The 17,105-nt window shown below is 33.1% G+C and carries 19 protein-coding genes and 2 pseudogenes; all 21 read right to left on the bottom strand.

The window, feature by feature from the left end; translation table 11 throughout:
- Positions 1 to 44: 44 nt before the first annotated feature.
- Complete coding sequence (locus tag IPH11_11150) at positions 45 to 320, bottom strand: helix-turn-helix transcriptional regulator (protein MBK6914165.1); 276 nt, start codon at positions 318 to 320, stop codon at positions 45 to 47.
- 1 nt (position 321) lies between these two features.
- The gene (locus tag IPH11_11155) at positions 322 to 669 is read right to left on the bottom strand and encodes a type II toxin-antitoxin system RelE/ParE family toxin (protein ID MBK6914166.1); all 348 of its coding nucleotides are present in this window, start codon (positions 667 to 669) and stop codon (positions 322 to 324) included.
- A 287-nt stretch (positions 670 to 956) separates the two neighbouring features.
- The gene (locus tag IPH11_11160) at positions 957 to 1,604 is read right to left on the bottom strand and encodes an outer membrane beta-barrel protein (protein ID MBK6914167.1); all 648 of its coding nucleotides are present in this window, start codon (positions 1,602 to 1,604) and stop codon (positions 957 to 959) included.
- Positions 1,605 to 1,864: 260 nt separating this feature from the next.
- Complete coding sequence (locus IPH11_11165; protein MBK6914168.1) at positions 1,865 to 2,485, bottom strand: outer membrane beta-barrel protein; 621 nt, start codon at positions 2,483 to 2,485, stop codon at positions 1,865 to 1,867.
- 283 nt (positions 2,486 to 2,768) lie between these two features.
- Positions 2,769 to 3,379, bottom strand: a pseudogene (locus IPH11_11170) (hypothetical protein).
- Positions 3,380 to 3,710: 331 nt separating this feature from the next.
- Entirely contained in the window at positions 3,711 to 4,286 is a 576-nt protein-coding gene (locus IPH11_11175; protein MBK6914169.1) for a GNAT family N-acetyltransferase, read from the bottom strand.
- A 245-nt stretch (positions 4,287 to 4,531) separates the two neighbouring features.
- On the bottom strand, positions 4,532 to 5,245 hold the full coding sequence (locus tag IPH11_11180; protein MBK6914170.1) for a hypothetical protein: 714 nt from the start codon (positions 5,243 to 5,245) through the stop codon (positions 4,532 to 4,534).
- Between the two features lie 226 nt (positions 5,246 to 5,471).
- Positions 5,472 to 6,068, bottom strand: coding sequence for a hypothetical protein (locus IPH11_11185; protein MBK6914171.1), 597 nt, complete (start codon positions 6,066 to 6,068; stop codon positions 5,472 to 5,474).
- A gap of 319 nt (positions 6,069 to 6,387) precedes the next feature.
- Positions 6,388 to 6,969 (bottom strand): hypothetical protein, encoded by a 582-nt coding sequence (locus IPH11_11190; GenBank protein ID MBK6914172.1) that lies wholly within the window; start codon positions 6,967 to 6,969, stop codon positions 6,388 to 6,390.
- Positions 6,970 to 7,273: 304 nt separating this feature from the next.
- Positions 7,274 to 7,942, bottom strand: coding sequence for a hypothetical protein (locus IPH11_11195; GenBank protein ID MBK6914173.1), 669 nt, complete (start codon positions 7,940 to 7,942; stop codon positions 7,274 to 7,276).
- Between the two features lie 260 nt (positions 7,943 to 8,202).
- Positions 8,203 to 8,394, bottom strand: coding sequence for a hypothetical protein (locus IPH11_11200; GenBank protein MBK6914174.1), 192 nt, complete (start codon positions 8,392 to 8,394; stop codon positions 8,203 to 8,205).
- A 272-nt stretch (positions 8,395 to 8,666) separates the two neighbouring features.
- The gene (locus tag IPH11_11205) at positions 8,667 to 8,882 is read right to left on the bottom strand and encodes a PD40 domain-containing protein (GenBank protein MBK6914175.1); all 216 of its coding nucleotides are present in this window, start codon (positions 8,880 to 8,882) and stop codon (positions 8,667 to 8,669) included.
- Positions 8,872 to 9,012, bottom strand: a pseudogene (locus IPH11_11210) (PD40 domain-containing protein). Before IPH11_11210 ends, IPH11_11205 begins: the two are co-directional and overlap by 11 nt.
- An 881-nt stretch (positions 9,013 to 9,893) precedes the next feature.
- Complete coding sequence (locus tag IPH11_11215; protein ID MBK6914176.1) at positions 9,894 to 10,064, bottom strand: hypothetical protein; 171 nt, start codon at positions 10,062 to 10,064, stop codon at positions 9,894 to 9,896.
- Between the two features lie 260 nt (positions 10,065 to 10,324).
- Positions 10,325 to 11,518, bottom strand: coding sequence for a DEAD/DEAH box helicase family protein (locus IPH11_11220; GenBank protein ID MBK6914177.1), 1,194 nt, complete (start codon positions 11,516 to 11,518; stop codon positions 10,325 to 10,327).
- A 47-nt stretch (positions 11,519 to 11,565) separates the two neighbouring features.
- Entirely contained in the window at positions 11,566 to 11,760 is a 195-nt protein-coding gene (locus IPH11_11225; protein ID MBK6914178.1) for a DEAD/DEAH box helicase family protein, read from the bottom strand.
- A 212-nt stretch (positions 11,761 to 11,972) separates the two neighbouring features.
- Positions 11,973 to 12,326 (bottom strand): hypothetical protein, encoded by a 354-nt coding sequence (locus tag IPH11_11230; GenBank protein MBK6914179.1) that lies wholly within the window; start codon positions 12,324 to 12,326, stop codon positions 11,973 to 11,975.
- 134 nt (positions 12,327 to 12,460) lie between these two features.
- Complete coding sequence (locus IPH11_11235; protein ID MBK6914180.1) at positions 12,461 to 13,174, bottom strand: hypothetical protein; 714 nt, start codon at positions 13,172 to 13,174, stop codon at positions 12,461 to 12,463.
- Between the two features lie 530 nt (positions 13,175 to 13,704).
- Complete coding sequence (locus tag IPH11_11240; GenBank protein MBK6914181.1) at positions 13,705 to 13,977, bottom strand: hypothetical protein; 273 nt, start codon at positions 13,975 to 13,977, stop codon at positions 13,705 to 13,707.
- A gap of 1,058 nt (positions 13,978 to 15,035) precedes the next feature.
- On the bottom strand, positions 15,036 to 16,310 hold the full coding sequence (locus tag IPH11_11245; GenBank protein MBK6914182.1) for a T9SS type A sorting domain-containing protein: 1,275 nt from the start codon (positions 16,308 to 16,310) through the stop codon (positions 15,036 to 15,038).
- A gap of 169 nt (positions 16,311 to 16,479) precedes the next feature.
- On the bottom strand, positions 16,480 to 17,025 hold the full coding sequence (locus tag IPH11_11250) for a hypothetical protein (protein ID MBK6914183.1): 546 nt from the start codon (positions 17,023 to 17,025) through the stop codon (positions 16,480 to 16,482).
- Positions 17,026 to 17,105 lie beyond the last annotated feature (80 nt).

Raw genomic sequence — 17,105 nt, forward strand, 5'->3', positions numbered from 1 at the left:
TTTTAATTCCGCATTTAGCGGGGAAAGATTTCCATTTTATTTTTTTAAACTACTTCTATTCTTATCTTTCTTCCTAATGTTCTGGCATAACGACCAAGTGTTGAGAGCTTAATATCTTCAGAATGATTTTCTATCCTTGATATGACAGACTTTCTTGTTTTTAACTTCTCTGCTAATTCTTCTTGAGTTAAACCGGATTTTTCTCTCAGTTGTTTAAGTAAAATGCCTATTTTAAAATTTTGATAACCAATATCATAATTTTCTGCAAACTCGGCATCTTCTTTTTTTCTTCGTGCAACATATTTTTTTAAATCGCTCATTTTATTTCTTCCTTTCATAATAGTTTCTCTTTCTTCCTTCTGCTATCTTAATTTCATTCAGCGGTGTTTTTTTTGTTTTCTTAACAAATCCATTTGTTATTATAAAATTTCCATCAGTCTCGAAAAAACCTAATAATCTAAAAATATCGCCTGAAAATATTATTCTGATTTCCCAAATTTCATCGGTGCTTTTTAACTTTTTAAAATATTGTTTAGTAACAATGGAAGTATCTTCAAAAAGTTCTAAAACCCAGGTAATTTTATTATCCTTCTTTCCCCTAAGGGAGTCAAGGAATTCCTTAGCTGGATATTTTCCGCTTTCCGATTGATAAAAATTTACTTCTCGCATATTTGTAAAGTTAGCATAAAAGCTAACCTCAATCAATTAAAAAAATTTGGTAATGCTTGCATGTATAACAGCGTGTTATCCCGATAGTCTTGGGGAAACACAACACCACCATATAAATTATTTTTTTAATTCCGCATTTAACCGGGAATGATTTTCATTATTTTAATAACTCTTTTTGAGCATTGGATTTTTATGCTCTTACAAAAAACACCTAATATTTAATTATCTCTTTCCTTCGTATTCACTATCTATTGGTCGTCAATAGGCGCTGGTCATGCAACATACTTTTATAATATTATTCCAACTCTTAAATCGAATGAATTTGAATTGACTTTTAAATTTTCATGTTCAAATAATTCATTAAAATCTTTATTGTATAAAATTTCTGCTAGCAGATTTAATGATAACAAATTTATTTCTGTTCCAATTCCTACCTTGAAACCAAACCTATTCTTATTAAAATTTTCTTCAACATCATTAACTGTTCCCAATGAATTTATTTTGTTAAATTCAAAATCCATTTTTGGACCTATCAAGACATAAGGTGCAAAAAGTCCAATATTAAATCTAAGCTTTCCAAAAGCTGAAATATTTAAATAGTCAATTCTTGTATTCCAAGTAACAAATTCACCAGTCCCATAAGGCTGATTTATTGTAGTCACAGGAAGCTCTTTTTTCATTCCCTTTTGAATATAATTTACCTCTGTAACAATGCTAATAAATGGTATATCTAAAAACTCAGAAAATATTCCAATGTTAAAACCAATTCTATTATCAGTATCGAAGCTTGAATTTGAAAATCCTGATGCTTGCGAATATTCCCATTCCTGGTTTGAAATTGTTGTTCCAAACTTTAATCCGTATCCCCTAATAATTTGTGCTTGTGCACCAGAAACAACAAACAATAAAACAAGCATTAGCCATTCTTTTTTCATATTCTATTTTCCTTATTTTTCCGTTGACTAACAGTGTGTTATCCCTTAAAGAAGGAAAACACAATGCCACCGTATAAATTATTTTTTTAATCCCCCATTTAGCCGGGAATGATTTCCATTTTTTTACTTTTGTAAAAATATTCATTTATTCTCAAAGACTTCTACGTTCACAATAGCAAATTGTGACGCTGCCATCAGACTTCTCTTTTAGATAGAGTCTGAATCGAATGTTACTTCTGAATTAAATAGATTCACTGGTTTTAAAATATAGCCAGTTTAACTCCGGCTAAAAACGAAACGCCTGATAAATTTTTTTCAACAACAGAGTATTTGCCTATATTACCATCTCCGATATATCTATATTTAATTTCACTACTCAGAAATAAATTTTCTACAATATCTTTGTCAACGCCTATTTTAATTTCAAACCCAAAAGAATTATCTGCGTAATTTTCTATCATGCTACCGTCGTCTCCCAAATAGGTATCTTCAGTATTTCCAAAGACATAAGAGATGCCCGCCCCCACGTATGGAACCCACCCCTGGTTATCGCTCTTTATAGAATATTCATAACCAACTGTAACCGGGATTGCTTCAAATGTCCAGATCACCGAACCAAAACCACCCGAAAAAGATGCATTTGTACTGATGTACTCGCCACCTATATAAATATGATGCTGTGAATTAAATGAATAATTAATTTTCACATTACCGCTAAAACTATATTTATCAAGCTGGGGGTTTTCAAAAGAATTCAAATAATGCGAAAAATTTTTCAACGGGATATAATTAAACCCACCCATAGCTGAAAGAGAAACTTTGCTCTGAGGTAAAACAACACCACCAAAAATAATTATTACAAAAAAATAATATCTCACCATTTTTCACACCACTAAAATTTTACTATCTCTGTTACTTAAACCACCCCCATTAAGCGGGGAAAGGTTTCAGTTCAATTTGTTTTACAAACTTAGTACAGTGTGAAATGAACTACAATTAAAATATTTATGCACCTATCCGATTATGACGGAAGCAAGCAAAACACTTTGGACTTATACTTACTCCTCAACTTCAAAAGTGAGTTAATTAGCATTGGCTGGTTAGAACACACGCAGTAGAATATTTAATGAACCAATGTTAGCGATTCATTGTCTGTATTTATTATCAATTAGATTTAATTTGTTTAAAGTCATCCTGCTTGGTATAATACTCCAATCCTAAAACTAATAACATTGAACTGATGAAAGATATCTTCTGCATGATGGCCAATAATCCCCAATTGCCTGAACCATATAAGTATAAGGTAAAGTAAAAAGTCAATAAGCAAATAATACATGAGAATTTAAATAAATGAAGCTTTGTCTTTAGGATAAATACAGTTATATAAAATAAACCAATCAAGAACAAAGTGCTCGATATTGTCACCATTAGGTCGTGCAAGGGTGTTGCAATTAAGAAAGTAAATAGTATGTTGGCAGCACCTATAAGTTTTAAGATAGTAGCAGCGTGTTTTGCAGAAATCTTTTTTGACATATTGATAAAAAAATTCCATAACCAACCGAGTGGAATACCATTCCAATGAGTGCCCAAATTCTGGACGTGTTCTCTAAACCATTTATCGCTTTTGCTGCAAACAAGTTGCTAATAAAATTTGTTGACCATTGAAACCCTGTAGAATTTTTGTCAAGCAATGAGCCGCCAGGATAAACTAAGGTTGCCATTACCATTAAATTCATAGATATGACCAGACATATCAAAACCAAATGTTTCTTAATCATTTGCATAATTGTTAAATTTTTCATTTGTCGGTTAAGTTATGTATGGTTTGTAGTAATGACCGCTAACTACTGTAACTACGCCATAAGTGATTCGTGTGTTCTAACGGCGTGTTATCTCTATAGTATCGGGCCAAGTTATTAAAACACAATGGCAATGCCACAGTATAAATTATTTATTTTTAAAAACTTTAACGCATTAAAAGAACTATTTTTTTATAAAACATTTTTGTCTTAGAATTATACCTGTCCGTCCTTTGACGGATTATCTCCTTGCCTGCCCCGAACAGCGGGGTCTTTTTACTTATTAAACAGGTTTTACGATTGTGTTTCAAGTGTCTTTCATATACTTTTCAAGTAATGAATAAGTGATAGTATCCAGGAACTTATCATCAAACAAAAAGTTTTCTCTAAAATAGGCTTCTTTTTTAAACCCAATCCCTTCAAGTAGCTTTATAGAATTTTTGTTTTTGGGATTTACATTTGCTTCGATGCTATGAAGTTTTAATTTATTGAACCCATATAATAATAGTGTCTTTAAACTCTCTGTCATATACCCCTTCCCCCAATAACCTGGATTGAGAGAATACCCTATTTCAGCTCTACAATGCGCTTTGACTATTCTCCAAAATCCGAAATACCCGATGAAACTATTTGAACTTTTTTCAATAATTCCCCACTCTATACTATTTTCAGTTTTATATGACTCCCTACAGGACCGAATATAATTCTCAGAATCGTTGATCGATTCCATTTTGTGTTTATCCATATATCTTACTACAGCATCATTCGACTCAATGAGATACAAGTCTTTTGAATCACTCAACAAAAACTCCCTAAACAGAAGTCGTTCACTTTCTAATTCCGGGAATTTTTCAAAAACACTTTTGTCTATTTCTATTTTCATTTATTAATTCGTCATCAACCGCATAGCAGAGTGTTATCCCGATAGTATCGGGAAAAATTGTAAAAACACAATGGCAATGCCACCGTATTAATTATTTATTTTTAAAAACTTTAACACATTAAAAGTACTATTTTTTTGCAAAACATTTTTGTCTTTGAATTATACCTGTCCGTCCTTTGGCGGATTATTCGCTTGCCTGTCCCTTTGGGAACTTTTTACTTATTAAAGATGTTAGGTGTTATAAACTACTTATTGTTAAATGTTTTTAATAAAAAAATATTCTTTAATTTATCTATTACTTTTGTAGGTTTAATGAAAAAACATTCCGCTTCTGCAGTAGTATCAAAAGGATCACCATCCCAAAACCAACCGAGTGCTGTTAAATCTTTAGGCATAATATGAATATTTGATATATTTTGACAACCTACTGAATAATACGATGCAGCATCTTCTATATCTGTAGCCTTATAATGCATTCCTTTACTTGCAATCCATATTATATTTATTTCTTCTGAGTCAAGTTGTGTACCCTTTGCTTCAATTTCTTTTAGAATCGTATCAAGAAATCCTGTTGTAGAACGATCAGGATCATCTCTAAGCTCATACAATTGTCCAGTTTTTTTAATTGAGCCAGAAACATGATTTTCTTCTTCATATTTATCCCAACGAGTTTGTTTGAGTCTACGAATTTCATTAACAATACGAGTACCACGATCTAAATAAACTACTAAATCATGTGGACCTTTTGATGGATGTTTCGAACAGCTTTCCTCAAAAACTATTCTTTTCACTATCTTTCCATACAATGAAGCAAGTAAAAAGGACATTAAATAATCACGTTGTTGTTCAACACTATTTGTGGTATTGATCATATTTAACACATAATGAGTTCCCTCTATTTCCACTGAAGAAGGAATTCTTTTTAAATACTCTTCTGCCATTTCGATTATCTTATCCATAAGATCTTCAATGAAACACCTAAAGGGGTGTTATCCCGATAGCCCGTTGGCTAACGGATGGAAAAAGTTATTAAAACACAATGGCAATGCCACCGTATAAATTATTTATTTTAAAAATTTTAACACATTAAAAGAACTATTTTTTTCCAAAACATTTTTGTTGCGGAATTTTATTATCCACATGCCCGTCCCTTTGGGAACTTTTTACTTATTAAAGAGGTTAGGGCTAACTCTTTGGAATCCACTTTGTTATTTCTTCACGCATTTGATCCAACAAAGAATTAACTGGTGGAGAAATTAAAGTTGCTAACCAGAATGAAACATAGAAAAAGAAGATTACAATAATTAAAAAAAGTAAGTGTCTTATAATTTTTAGTTTACCAGGTTTTGTCTTGAAGAAACGATTGAATAGATCATATTTTTTTATAGGATATGTAAATATGCTTATTAAAAGCGTTGTCAAAATAATAGTCAAAGGAAAGAACATTATTTGATGCCAAATTTCGCGATAAGATAATAACCAATATAGAATAAGACCAAAGAAAGAAAAACTAAGAAGCGTTTCAAATATCTTTAATCTCCAATGTGCATTTCCTTTTGGAAATTTTTCTAATACTTCGATCCAAATAATTAGAGTAATAGACATAAAAATAAAAGATAGTGCATATCCAAATGTTTTGAATTGTAGGTTTGCTGTAAATACAGTGAGAGCTGTGAAAATACCAAGCACACTGATAAGTTTTTGATTTGATTCAATAAAGTTATCTAATCGATTCTTCTCAATAATATTAGAATCTTTTTCTATTTTCTTTAAATCATTCAATTGTAGCTAAAAAATATATCTAGAAAATATAGCTTAACGCCGTGTTATCCCGACTTGTCGGGACAATTTGTTAAAACACAATGGCAACACAGCCGTATAAATTATTTTGAATATCTACCCCGCCAATAGCAGGGAAAGATTTCCATTTACTTTTACTAAAGTAAAATTAACTCTTTTATTATTTAAAACTTCAACTCCAAAGAATGATTACTCTTTTTGAGCATTGGATTTTTATGCTCTTTCCAAAAATACTTAATATTTAATTATCTCTTTCCTTCGTATTCACTATCTATTGGTCGTCAAAAGGTGTTGGTTAGGTTTAATTTGATATCTTTTCATTTAATGATCTTGTATTTCCCAACAATTTTTTAAGCGCAATTTGTATCGCATCATTAACTGTTACTTCAGCACTTGGACGTTCAATGTAATTATCACCACGCATTGTATTGTGTGAAATAGAAATTAATTTATCACCTTCGTTATTAAACAATGTTATTAGTGATTCCGAATGATATTCGCTTGCCACAGGGATAAAAGCGATTGTATAATCAACATTCATAAATCTTGAATCCACAATAAGAATTGCATCAAAATGCTTTTTATTTGAAATATCAGAAAGACTATTCTTGTCTAATTTTGACCTTTGGAAATCTTTTGAATCTTCTAATTCAATAAATTGAAAATCAGTATTCTCAAGAAAACTTTCTTTTATTGCAGATTCAGAAACAGATTTTATAGTTGGGCAAATCTTAATATTTGTTGAATCAGTGACTAAATTGATTACACCAATATTTTTTATCACAATATTATTTTTTGTAGCACGATAAAGAGTTTTAGTTCCAATTGAAGAACAACCAGTAAAAAGGAATGCGATAACAACAAGAAAGTGAATGGATCTCATTTTATTACTTTCAAATATTTTATTAAACCTAACGACGTGTTCTCCAAATAGTATCGGGACAAGTTATTAAAACACAACGCCGTAATTATTTTTATTTATGGCTTAGCCATCACTATGTGAAAGATTTTCTGATGTGTTTATTTTTATAAAACATTTTTATTTATTAAAATTTTGGCATAGCCATCACTACGTGAAAAGAACTTTTTTGGCAATCCGTAACAACGGATTGAATAATATTTTTATATCCTCTTGCCTGTCCCGTTTTGCGGGGACTTTGTACTTATTAAAGAGGTTAGGCAGTTTTTTATTTTATTGACCAACCAATTCTAATCGCTGCTGTTAAACTAAAAAAATTACGACTACCGTGACTAAAAGGTTTATTATATGGAAATTCGCCTTCGATAAAAGATAATGGATAACCACTTATCGTTCTACTTGTAATATACCGCCAAACAATTCCAATTGAAAAGTCTGAAACAAAACCAGAAACGGAAATATTTTGATAACCATATTTCAAATGTAATGCACATTCATTTCTATAAACAGAATATTTTTCAATGAAGCTATATATTTCTTCATCTACAGCTAAATATGCCCAATGATGATTTTTAGCATCTAAATAACGATATAGAAAATCTATGCTGAAATATTGCCCAACGTAATTGGCTTCCTCTTTATCAATATATTTTCTTATTTCAGTTTCAAAAGCAAATCCACTTGAATTATCAAGATTAATAGAAAGAATATCTGGTTTTCTGTCAATATGTAACGAGTATCCTAATTCTGAATTTATTGATAAATCTTCTGATAAACCTTTTTCAATTCCAAATTGAATTGTTGAACTTTCATATTGAATTCCAGTTATCAAATCTAGCGTGCTAAATTTTAAAATATAATCGTGCGAATATTCTTTCTGTTGCGAATAATTAATATTAACACAAAGCAAAAGAAACAATAATATTATTTTTGTCATATTTTTTTTAAAATGTTTAACTGCCTAACGCCGTGTTATCCCGCAAAGCAGTACAAGTTATTAAAACACAATGGCAATGCCACCGTATAAATTATTTATGGCATAGCCATCACTACGTGAAAAGAACTTATTTGGCAATCCGTAACAACGGATTGAACAATATTTCTATATCCTCTTGCCTGTCCCGTTTTATGGTGAAATGTTGTATATTAAAATCATAAATTGCATCTAAAATCAAATTTTAATGAGCTTTGCGATAGTTATGGTAAAATCTGATCTTCTGTCGAATTTGAAAATCTGACGTAGAAATCCGGATGAGTTATTTTTTCAGATGCCCCGGATTGGTCATAAACAGTAATAGATAATCCACTGATAAGAAATTCAGCGTATGTAACGAATACGTCCCGCGGTGCAGATAACGCAGGTGGATATAAACCGAACTGTTCGATCATGTATAGATAGTTCAAACCATTTGTACACGGCTTAACTGCCTCCCCAAAAACATCCCCATCATTTACAATTCCTCCATCTGTCAGAAGATTGTAAGTGAGATATACATAATAGTATCCGTCAATACCAATCTTCCATAGTTGATAGAAATTATTTTTTCAGACTTTTATAGTAAAAGATTTTCCAGATTTTGAAAACTTACCATAATAAACCTTTACATATTTGTGTATTCTGACCCGTTATTATACTTTTTGTCCATAAATACCAAGTATCATCAAGATTTGAATATTGAGAATAGGATTAAATCACCATTAGGGACCAATTTGGAAATATTTTCATCATCAAGATTAGATGTAACTTGAGTTTTTGCATATCCAACATCGGTACTCATATAGTAAATATCAAAATTACCATTTAAATTCGAAGCAAAACAAAAACTTTTACCATCACTTGAAAAACAGGGATATAATTCTGAAGCTTTATGTTTCAGTTTTTCTTAATATCACTTTTAGATGTAATGCTATTTTTAAATAAATATTGGGATCACCATCTCTCTCAGAAACAAATAAAATCTTTAAACCATCAGAAGACTTTACAGGATCATAATTATCTCCTTCCCCCCTCTGTTATAGCAGTTAAATTTTTAAAATATTTCGCCTTCACTAACTAGTGTGGCCCAACAGCACAGGATATAAGAGTAATTGAGCATAGAAGAATTCCAATGTAGAGCTTTTTCATTTTATACCTCATTAGTTTTTAGATTTGATAATTTTGCTTACGTATAACGACGTGTTATCCCGACTTATCGGAACAAGTTATTAAAACACAATGGCAACACCACCGAATAAATTATTTTATTAATCCCGAATTTAGCGGGGATAGATTTCCTTTTCATTTTTACTTTTGTAAAAATATTCATTTATCTCCCAAAACTTATAAACTTCCACTATCTGTTTCTACTAGTAAATCATAAGCTATAGGTCGTCAATTGCAGCATATTATATGCGATTTAAGATTTATAATTTAATGTGTTTTCCAATGTCGTCTTAAATTCGTTTTCATTTTCGTAGTTATAAAATGGAACGGCTGTTTATCAAATAAGTGTCCGTGTGAATTTGGATAGTCTTTTGTTCCAATTCTGATTTCTTTCAATAAGTCTTCTTTCCATTTATCTTATGACCTATTAATTGATTCCCTTTAGGCTCAATGAAAACCTGAAAAGTCATTTGTTCTTCGTCACACTGTTTGCAGAACAATAAAGTCAGGTTCAAAAGCTCTTCCTAGTTTGTCGAAGATTTTTATTTCTCTTTCGTTACGGATTAAATAAATGTTCTCAAACTTATGATTCAGTCCTTCAAATCGTCTTGAAAACAGTTCAACAAATTTCTTTTCTTTTCACTTGTTCCTAGTTGGCATTATAAACATACCAAGGCTCGTTGGCTACTAATGTTTCTGTCCGCTTGCACGTTCATCATATTTATTTACCCTAATTGGTTTATCTTTAAAAACTTCGTGAATTGGAGCTTTTGATAAATTCCGAACCTTCGTATTCTGTTGAATTACTCTTTATGTCAGCTTCTATGCTTTGCAATAAGCCATTTAAGGCTTGCAAAGAATCGAAGTGGCTGATTTCTTTCAGTCGGTTTGAAGTTCCGCTAAATGTAATTTCCAAACCTGCTAAATAGTCTGGACTATCAATGAAGTTTGAAAGCGAACCTACACTTGGGAAGTAATGCGATAAACTGTCGAAGTAGAAAAACGGGTTTTGGCTTAATGCAAAACGGATTGTATTTTTAGAAATTTCGGTCAGCTTTATATCCTTGGTTTTTGATTACTTCTGTTTCGGTAGTTTCAGCTTCGGCAAAAGCACCTGACATTCTTCCAACTCCTGAAGATAAAGTTTGTAGGTAGTTGGTTTTCTTAACTACTAAATCAGCAAATGATTTTTATGTTGTCATAGCTCTTGGGAATTTTCTTATTGAAGAAAACGAGTCCCTCGCGGTAAAAATCTTCTTTTTTAAATTCTAACTTTAAAGTAAGTTGTTTAGTAACGAGGTTTTCGTCATCTTCATAAATACCCGAATCCACAAGAGCTTTTTTCAATTCTGATATGTAGCGACTATCTTCTTTTGTGTGGTAATACAATTCTTCTAGTGTCTTTAAGTCGTTGGCGATATCATCATCAAATTTTCGAGTAAACTTGTCTTGTCCTTCCTCTAAAGCAAATGGATAATATCTTGCGCCTCTGCCGATAAGCTGCGCTTCTGAAAGAGTTGTTTTGCCTGGTTTGTTTTCTCTTCCGTCTCTACCTTCGTAAAGTCGAACGATGTCAAACAAATTTAAAACGTCCCAACCTTCATTCAGTTTCTGAACGGCAAAAACAGCACGAATGGGATTGTTTTCATCTTCTAATGTATTGAGCAATATTTGGTTTTGTTCGGCTTCTGCGTCATTGTTGGCGCTCAGGCAATTTTCAAATCTGAAATTGGCTTGAATGCGTTTTACAATTTCATTGACTGAAATGCCTTTGGATTCAAAAAATCGGAAAGCCTTTTGAACAATAGGAACGGTAGAAGTCTTTTGAATTTTATCCACCATCGCCACAGAAAAATTATCAATCAGTTTGTGAAAGTTCTCTTTGTTTTGCTCCGATTCTTTAATTGTCTTTTTGGCTTTAAATAGAATTACAGGCTTCAAATTGATATTGAGTGAAGTAGCCAATTCCTGCCGATACAAGTTTAAAATCAAAGCCTGAATGATTCTCTCTTGCTCGTCATACAAAGAACGGATAAGGTTGATTTCTTTGGAATATTTATCTTTCCGAAACTCTGCAAGGTCGTATTTGAAAATTACCTTATCTTGGTAGTGTTTTATTAATTCCGCAGTATCGGTGTCAATCGTTGCCGTAAACTCCAATAAGATATTTTCAAAATTTGAATCGTGAATTTTCTTTACGGTGTCTTCCCAACTTCCAAACATATTGCCCGATTTTGTACCTGCTACCAAGTGGTGAGCTTCATCAGCAATCAAAACCAATTTCTTGTCCTTAAAGTCTTCATAAGTTAAGCTGTTTTCTTTTGTGTTGTTCAGGTCGATATGAAGCTGTTGAATCGTTGTAAACTTCAAATTGATATTCTGGGTGTCGGATTCTTCAAAGTTGTCAATCTCTTTGATTAGCGCTTCTTTCCGTCAATCACAATTTTGTCGTTGAACAAATATTTTGAAGCCTGCGGATTCAGAAAATTGTCTTTGGTTTTCTGAATGATATTGTTGCTGTTGACAAAAAACAAAAAGTTGCGATAACCTTTTTGGTAAAGGTGCAACATCAAACCTGCCATTATTAAAGTCTTTCCGCTTCCTGTTGCCATATTATAGAGCAAGTGGTAGGGTTTTGTGGCTTCTCTTCAAATCTTCTTGGTCTAAGTATATGTATCGCTTAAAATGCTTCAATCTGATAAGGACGCTGACCAAATCCGGGCTTTAAATTGTCGCTAATCCATTTGGTAAATCAAATTGTGCTAAAAGCTCTTTTACCAAATGGATTATTAAATATTTCGTGTAGAAATGCCATTTGCTTACTTCAATTTGGTAAAAATCTTTGGGTTACTTTCTTTTCGGCTTCGGTACAAGCAAAGTCGGAATCATTGAGCGAAGAAAGATTGACATACAATTGGTTTTTGTCTAACAGTTCGCAAAGGTGCTGTTTCTGCTCGGCAAGGCTCAGGGCTTTAAATTCTTCAAAATGCTCGTCTTGTTTCTTAATGTCCACACTGTAATTCAAGAACCTTTTAGCTTTCATCTGTTCCCAAACTTTCAAAATTGCTTTGGTGTCTTTGCCTTCTTCAATCTGTTCAATAAAAGACTGATTGTATTTTTTGAGTTCGATGTAAACAAGTTCGCCACCACCTTGCCAATTATTCTGAACTAATTCCACTAGAATCACCGTTTATAACATTTTTAAGTCTTTGCACACTATCTTCTCCACCATGGTTTAACTGTTCTATTCCAATAAATTTTCGATTCAATTTATAGCAACTGCCGCTGTGGTTCCGCTCCCTAAATGATAATCTAAATCACATCACCAGGACTGGTGCTCATTTCTATAATTCTTTGAATCAACTTTTCAGGTTTTTTCCCACGTTTAAGGTTAACATTCCCTTCGTTTGCAATCCCTGTTACAGGAATCTCATCGTGTGTCCAAAAATCATTCATAGTTGCAAGACGAAATACCTTACCGTCTTCAACTTCTGCATAATCTTTTAAGAACAGAAGTATGCCGCCATTAATATAAAACGATTTGATTGATTCACCTTTGCTTTTGCCAGATGTTGGAGTGTATTCAACTGAATACAATTTTTCAGGTTCTAATTCGGATAATATTTTTTTGTTGTAAGGAGCTTTCTTTTTGTTGTGCAGCTTCCTAACTAAATGCTCAAAGTCATTTAACCTTTCTTGATTGCTTACTTGACTTGGTATTCTTTTATATTCATATGCAGTATGCTTAAAAATCTTAATCGTATTTCCTCTGCTATCCTTAATTTCTTTTGCAAGTTTTCTCGTTCCTTCGCTTTTTAGAAGAAATGTATACTGACTTAACGCTTTTTCTGTAGCCTCAACCCTTTTTTTTAATAAAGTTGTTTGACGGCTTAATGTTTTTGAGTAGCATAATATATACTCAGTAGAGTTAATAATAAATGACGTGCCCTGTCCTAAAGCACTTCTTCCTTCGGAAGTTCTTTGCCAAGTAATCTGGGCAACAAACTTCTTTTTCAGTGAAAATATCGTCCATTAATGCCTTCTTAAATAAGCTGCCCATCTTCATTGGTTTGAACATATATAAGTCCGTCACAGTTAACAGTTGAAAAGCGATTTCTAACCTGTTCTTCATAAACGAAAGCCAGGGAAAGCTTGAAGTTACTATTGTAAGCAAAAGCATCATTGCTTGTTTTTCTTTAAAATAATAAGGTGGGTCTATATAAATTAGTTTTATATCCTGCAAAATCTTCTTTCAGCGTATGCAAGGCTAAAAGATTGTTGCCTTTAATAATTAAATTGTCGGTTATAGTTCCGTTTTGTTTCGGTTAAATTTGTCAAGTGGTTTTTCTCCTTTTTTATCAATTCGTTGGACATTGGTCAAAACCTTTGGCTCTAATAGTTGGGTAATTTCGTCTTGTGCTAAAATTTCATTAAAGAAAATTTCTTCCCGTTTATCTTCTTCACGGCTTTGTCCTGCCTTCCAAAATGCAGTCCTTAAATGGCCACACTAAGGCAACTTCGTTGCGTTGTTTCAGGTATTTGCCGTCAATGGTCAATCAACTTTGTTTTGTATTGCGTGTAGCTGTATCATTCAGGTAGTTTTTCTGTTCCAAAAACTGCACAAACAAGTTTTGGTTAAAAACCAAGGTGCCTTTCACGGTTACAAAAAACTTGGCTTTCAGTTCTGCATTATCTAGTAACAGTCCAATAAGTTCTTCGTCAAAATTCTGAGCTTTGTTCAGCACTACCCATTTTTTCAGTTCTCCATTGTCTGTCACGAAGTTGGGTTCTTTTTTGAGTTGAGTATCTAATATTTTAAATAATTTCATTAATGTTTTTCCAATTTTTCCGGAAGCTTATTGTCCACCAATATATAAAGTGCTTACTCACAAAAACATCCTCATTTGTTTGGTTAAACTTATTAACTGCTTTAGCCAATGTCAAATAATTCTTAAATGTTTTTTGATTATTTTATTTCCTGATTTGTTCAGCCCTGTTCCTGCCGGCGTGTGTTGCAGGTTGGTTAAAAAATACCTGTAAATTTTTCCCGGCGGAAGTAAGATTTTCCTCTCCCCCGCCTATGCCGTTTATAAAATAGTCTACCCGTACGGAATAGTGTATTCCTTGGAACCCCTAGGCTATTTCACATTCCTCCTAGGCTATTTCACATTCTTCCTAGGCTATTTCACATTCTTCCTAGGTTATTTATCAAGTCTCCTAGGCTATTTTTAAATCCTCCTAGGCTATTTATAAAGATGCGTAGGTTATTTCTCATCAAGCCTAGGCGAGGGCTAAAACTTCCTAGGCTTTTTGTCAGTTGTTGTAGGTTTTTCTTGAACTAGCCTAGGCGAGTCGGGAATATTCCTAGGCTTATTTTCAACTTTTCCCCCCATCCTTGCAAATAATCTTTGTTTTTTCTCTAAAATCAAAATTTCTTATAAAAATAGAGATTGGGTAGAAAATAAAATTAAGCCTGGTGTAGCAATTGCAGCATCGTTCAGCTATCACCGGCGACTGTTTTTGTCAAATAATTCTTAAAACTTTTTTAAATTATTTTTTTACAAGCGCGGTAAAATCCTTGTGTTTAGAGTAATTAATATATAGGTCCGTAATTCTTTTTAACGCGGCTGTCTCAAAAGTCTAATTTTGTCAGTCTGAGCTTGTCGAAGACTTATGGCAATGCCATAGTGAATTCACACTTCGACGGGCTCAGTGTGACAGTAAAAATTACTTTTGAGACAGCCTCTACTTTCACATGCGCTCCTATTGTACACCTATTGCTTACCTATTATACTCCTATTATACTCAGGTCTTTGACTCCAAATAAAAACCCCACTTAATTATTTAGTGGGGTTATTAAATAAACCAATAGAAAAGTATTGGAGAATTATTTGATTAAGATCATTTTCCTCGTTTGACTAAAACTACCAGCCTTCAATTGATAAAAATAAATTCCCGAGCTTAATTGTACATTGTTAACTGTAAATTGTACATTGTATTTGCCTGCCTGTTTATATTCATTCACTAATGTGACAACTTCATTCCCAAGAATATCATATACTTTCAAAGTTTGCCAACTGCCAACTGGCGACTGCCAACTGATTTTAGTGCTTGGATTAAACGGGTTGGGGTAGTTCTGTGAGAGTAAAAATTCTGTCGGCACTTCATCAATACGTTCTTCTTCAACAAATGAAACACCTCCATTTGTTGTGTGAAGAATTGCTCCATTATCACCAACAGCCCAGCCGTTATTTAAATCAGCAAACTGAACTGAATATAAAACGGTGTCTGCTCCAACTGTAGTAGGATTCCAATTTATTCCCCCATCCAAGGTATTTAATATTATTCCCGAAGAGGTACTTCCATCATAACCAGAAGCCCAGCCGAAATTATAATCTGAAAAATGAATCGAGTACAATTGGTAGCTTGTCCCTGTAATTTGTGGAGACCAGTTAACACCTCCATCAGTCGTTTTAAGAATTATTCCAGCTCCAGCAGCCCAGCCGTTATTTGAATCGGTAAAATGAATTGATAACAACCAATTCCCGTTCCATTGATTTGTCCAATTTGTTCCTCCATCTGTGGTCTTAATAATTACTCCAAAGTAATTACTACCATTGTAATCAATACCAGCTGCACACCCATTATTTTCATCTGTAAAATAAATTGATTCAACACTTTTAGGAAAAACTCCTTGTAGAAATATCCAGTTGGTTCCGCCATTTGTAGTTTTTAAAATTGTATTATCTTCACCTGAAATCCATCCTGTACTGGAATTGATAAAGTAAACTGAATAAAGTGGATCGGTTACCCCGCTTATTTGTGTTGACCAGTTTGTTCCTCCATTAGTTGTTTTGAAAATTTTCCCATTGTTGCCAACTATCCATCCTGTATTTGAATCGATGAAATAATCTGAATTCAATCTATCACTCCCTGCACCAGTCAGCGAAACCCAGCTTGTTCCACCATCAGTTGTTTTAATAATAGTTCCTGCCTCACCAACAGCAATGGCTGTGTTTTCATCAATCAGTTGCACATCATTCAGTGTCTGACCTTGCGGAAGCGGGTTTTGCCAGAACCATCCGCTCTGTGCCACCATTTTATTTGAGAGCAGATTAAAGACAACAAATATCATGATGACTAATAATGAAATCTTTTTCATAACTAACTCCTATCTAACGATGTTTAAGAGAAAATTTTTAAGGTTCTGTATTTTCAATTTTTCTAGTTTAATAAAATCATCTTTTTAGTTTCAACAAAACTTCCTGCATTAATTGTATAGAAATAAACTCCGCTCGGCAGTCCGCCTGCGAGGTATGCTGCATACCAGGTTATCTCTTTCCACCAAAGAAGAACCCACCAATTCTAACTCCTATGTAGTTATTACTCACAGTGCTGTTGCTGAACTCGATTGTTGATGAATGAATGAGATTATATTCCAATGCCAGGGTGAAATGACTGAAATCAAAACCTATCCGTAGATAAAATCCCAATTTTGATCCACCCGCAACGTTTCCTGATGCTACTAAATCAATAGTCTCATACCTTTTAGACAAATTATAGATTCCCAGACCAGCACCGACAAATGTTCTGAATTGCTCAGTATTCAGATAATACTGACCATTGACCGTGTACGATAAAGCCGAGTTTCCTTCATCACCATGCCGTATGAATGCTGCACCTTCAATGCGTATGCCAACAGCCAGGTTATCTATTACGCGATAGGCTGGCTCAAAAGTGGCTAAGATTCCACCGTTGGAACCTACTGCACCTGCATAGCCCAATCCAAGTCCAAGCTTGAACTTATCATAATCCTGGGCATTAACAACAGATGTTAGTATTAAGCTGACAAATAAAAAAATGAATACTCTTTTCATAATACCTTCCAAATTTTACAACAATAATTAATTTTACCAACTAAATATTCTTTTAATAAAATTATACAAACTAACTTCCC

The sequence above is a fragment of the Ignavibacteriales bacterium genome (assembly GCA_016709155.1).
GTDB lineage: Bacteria > Bacteroidota > Ignavibacteria > Ignavibacteriales > Ignavibacteriaceae > JADJEI01.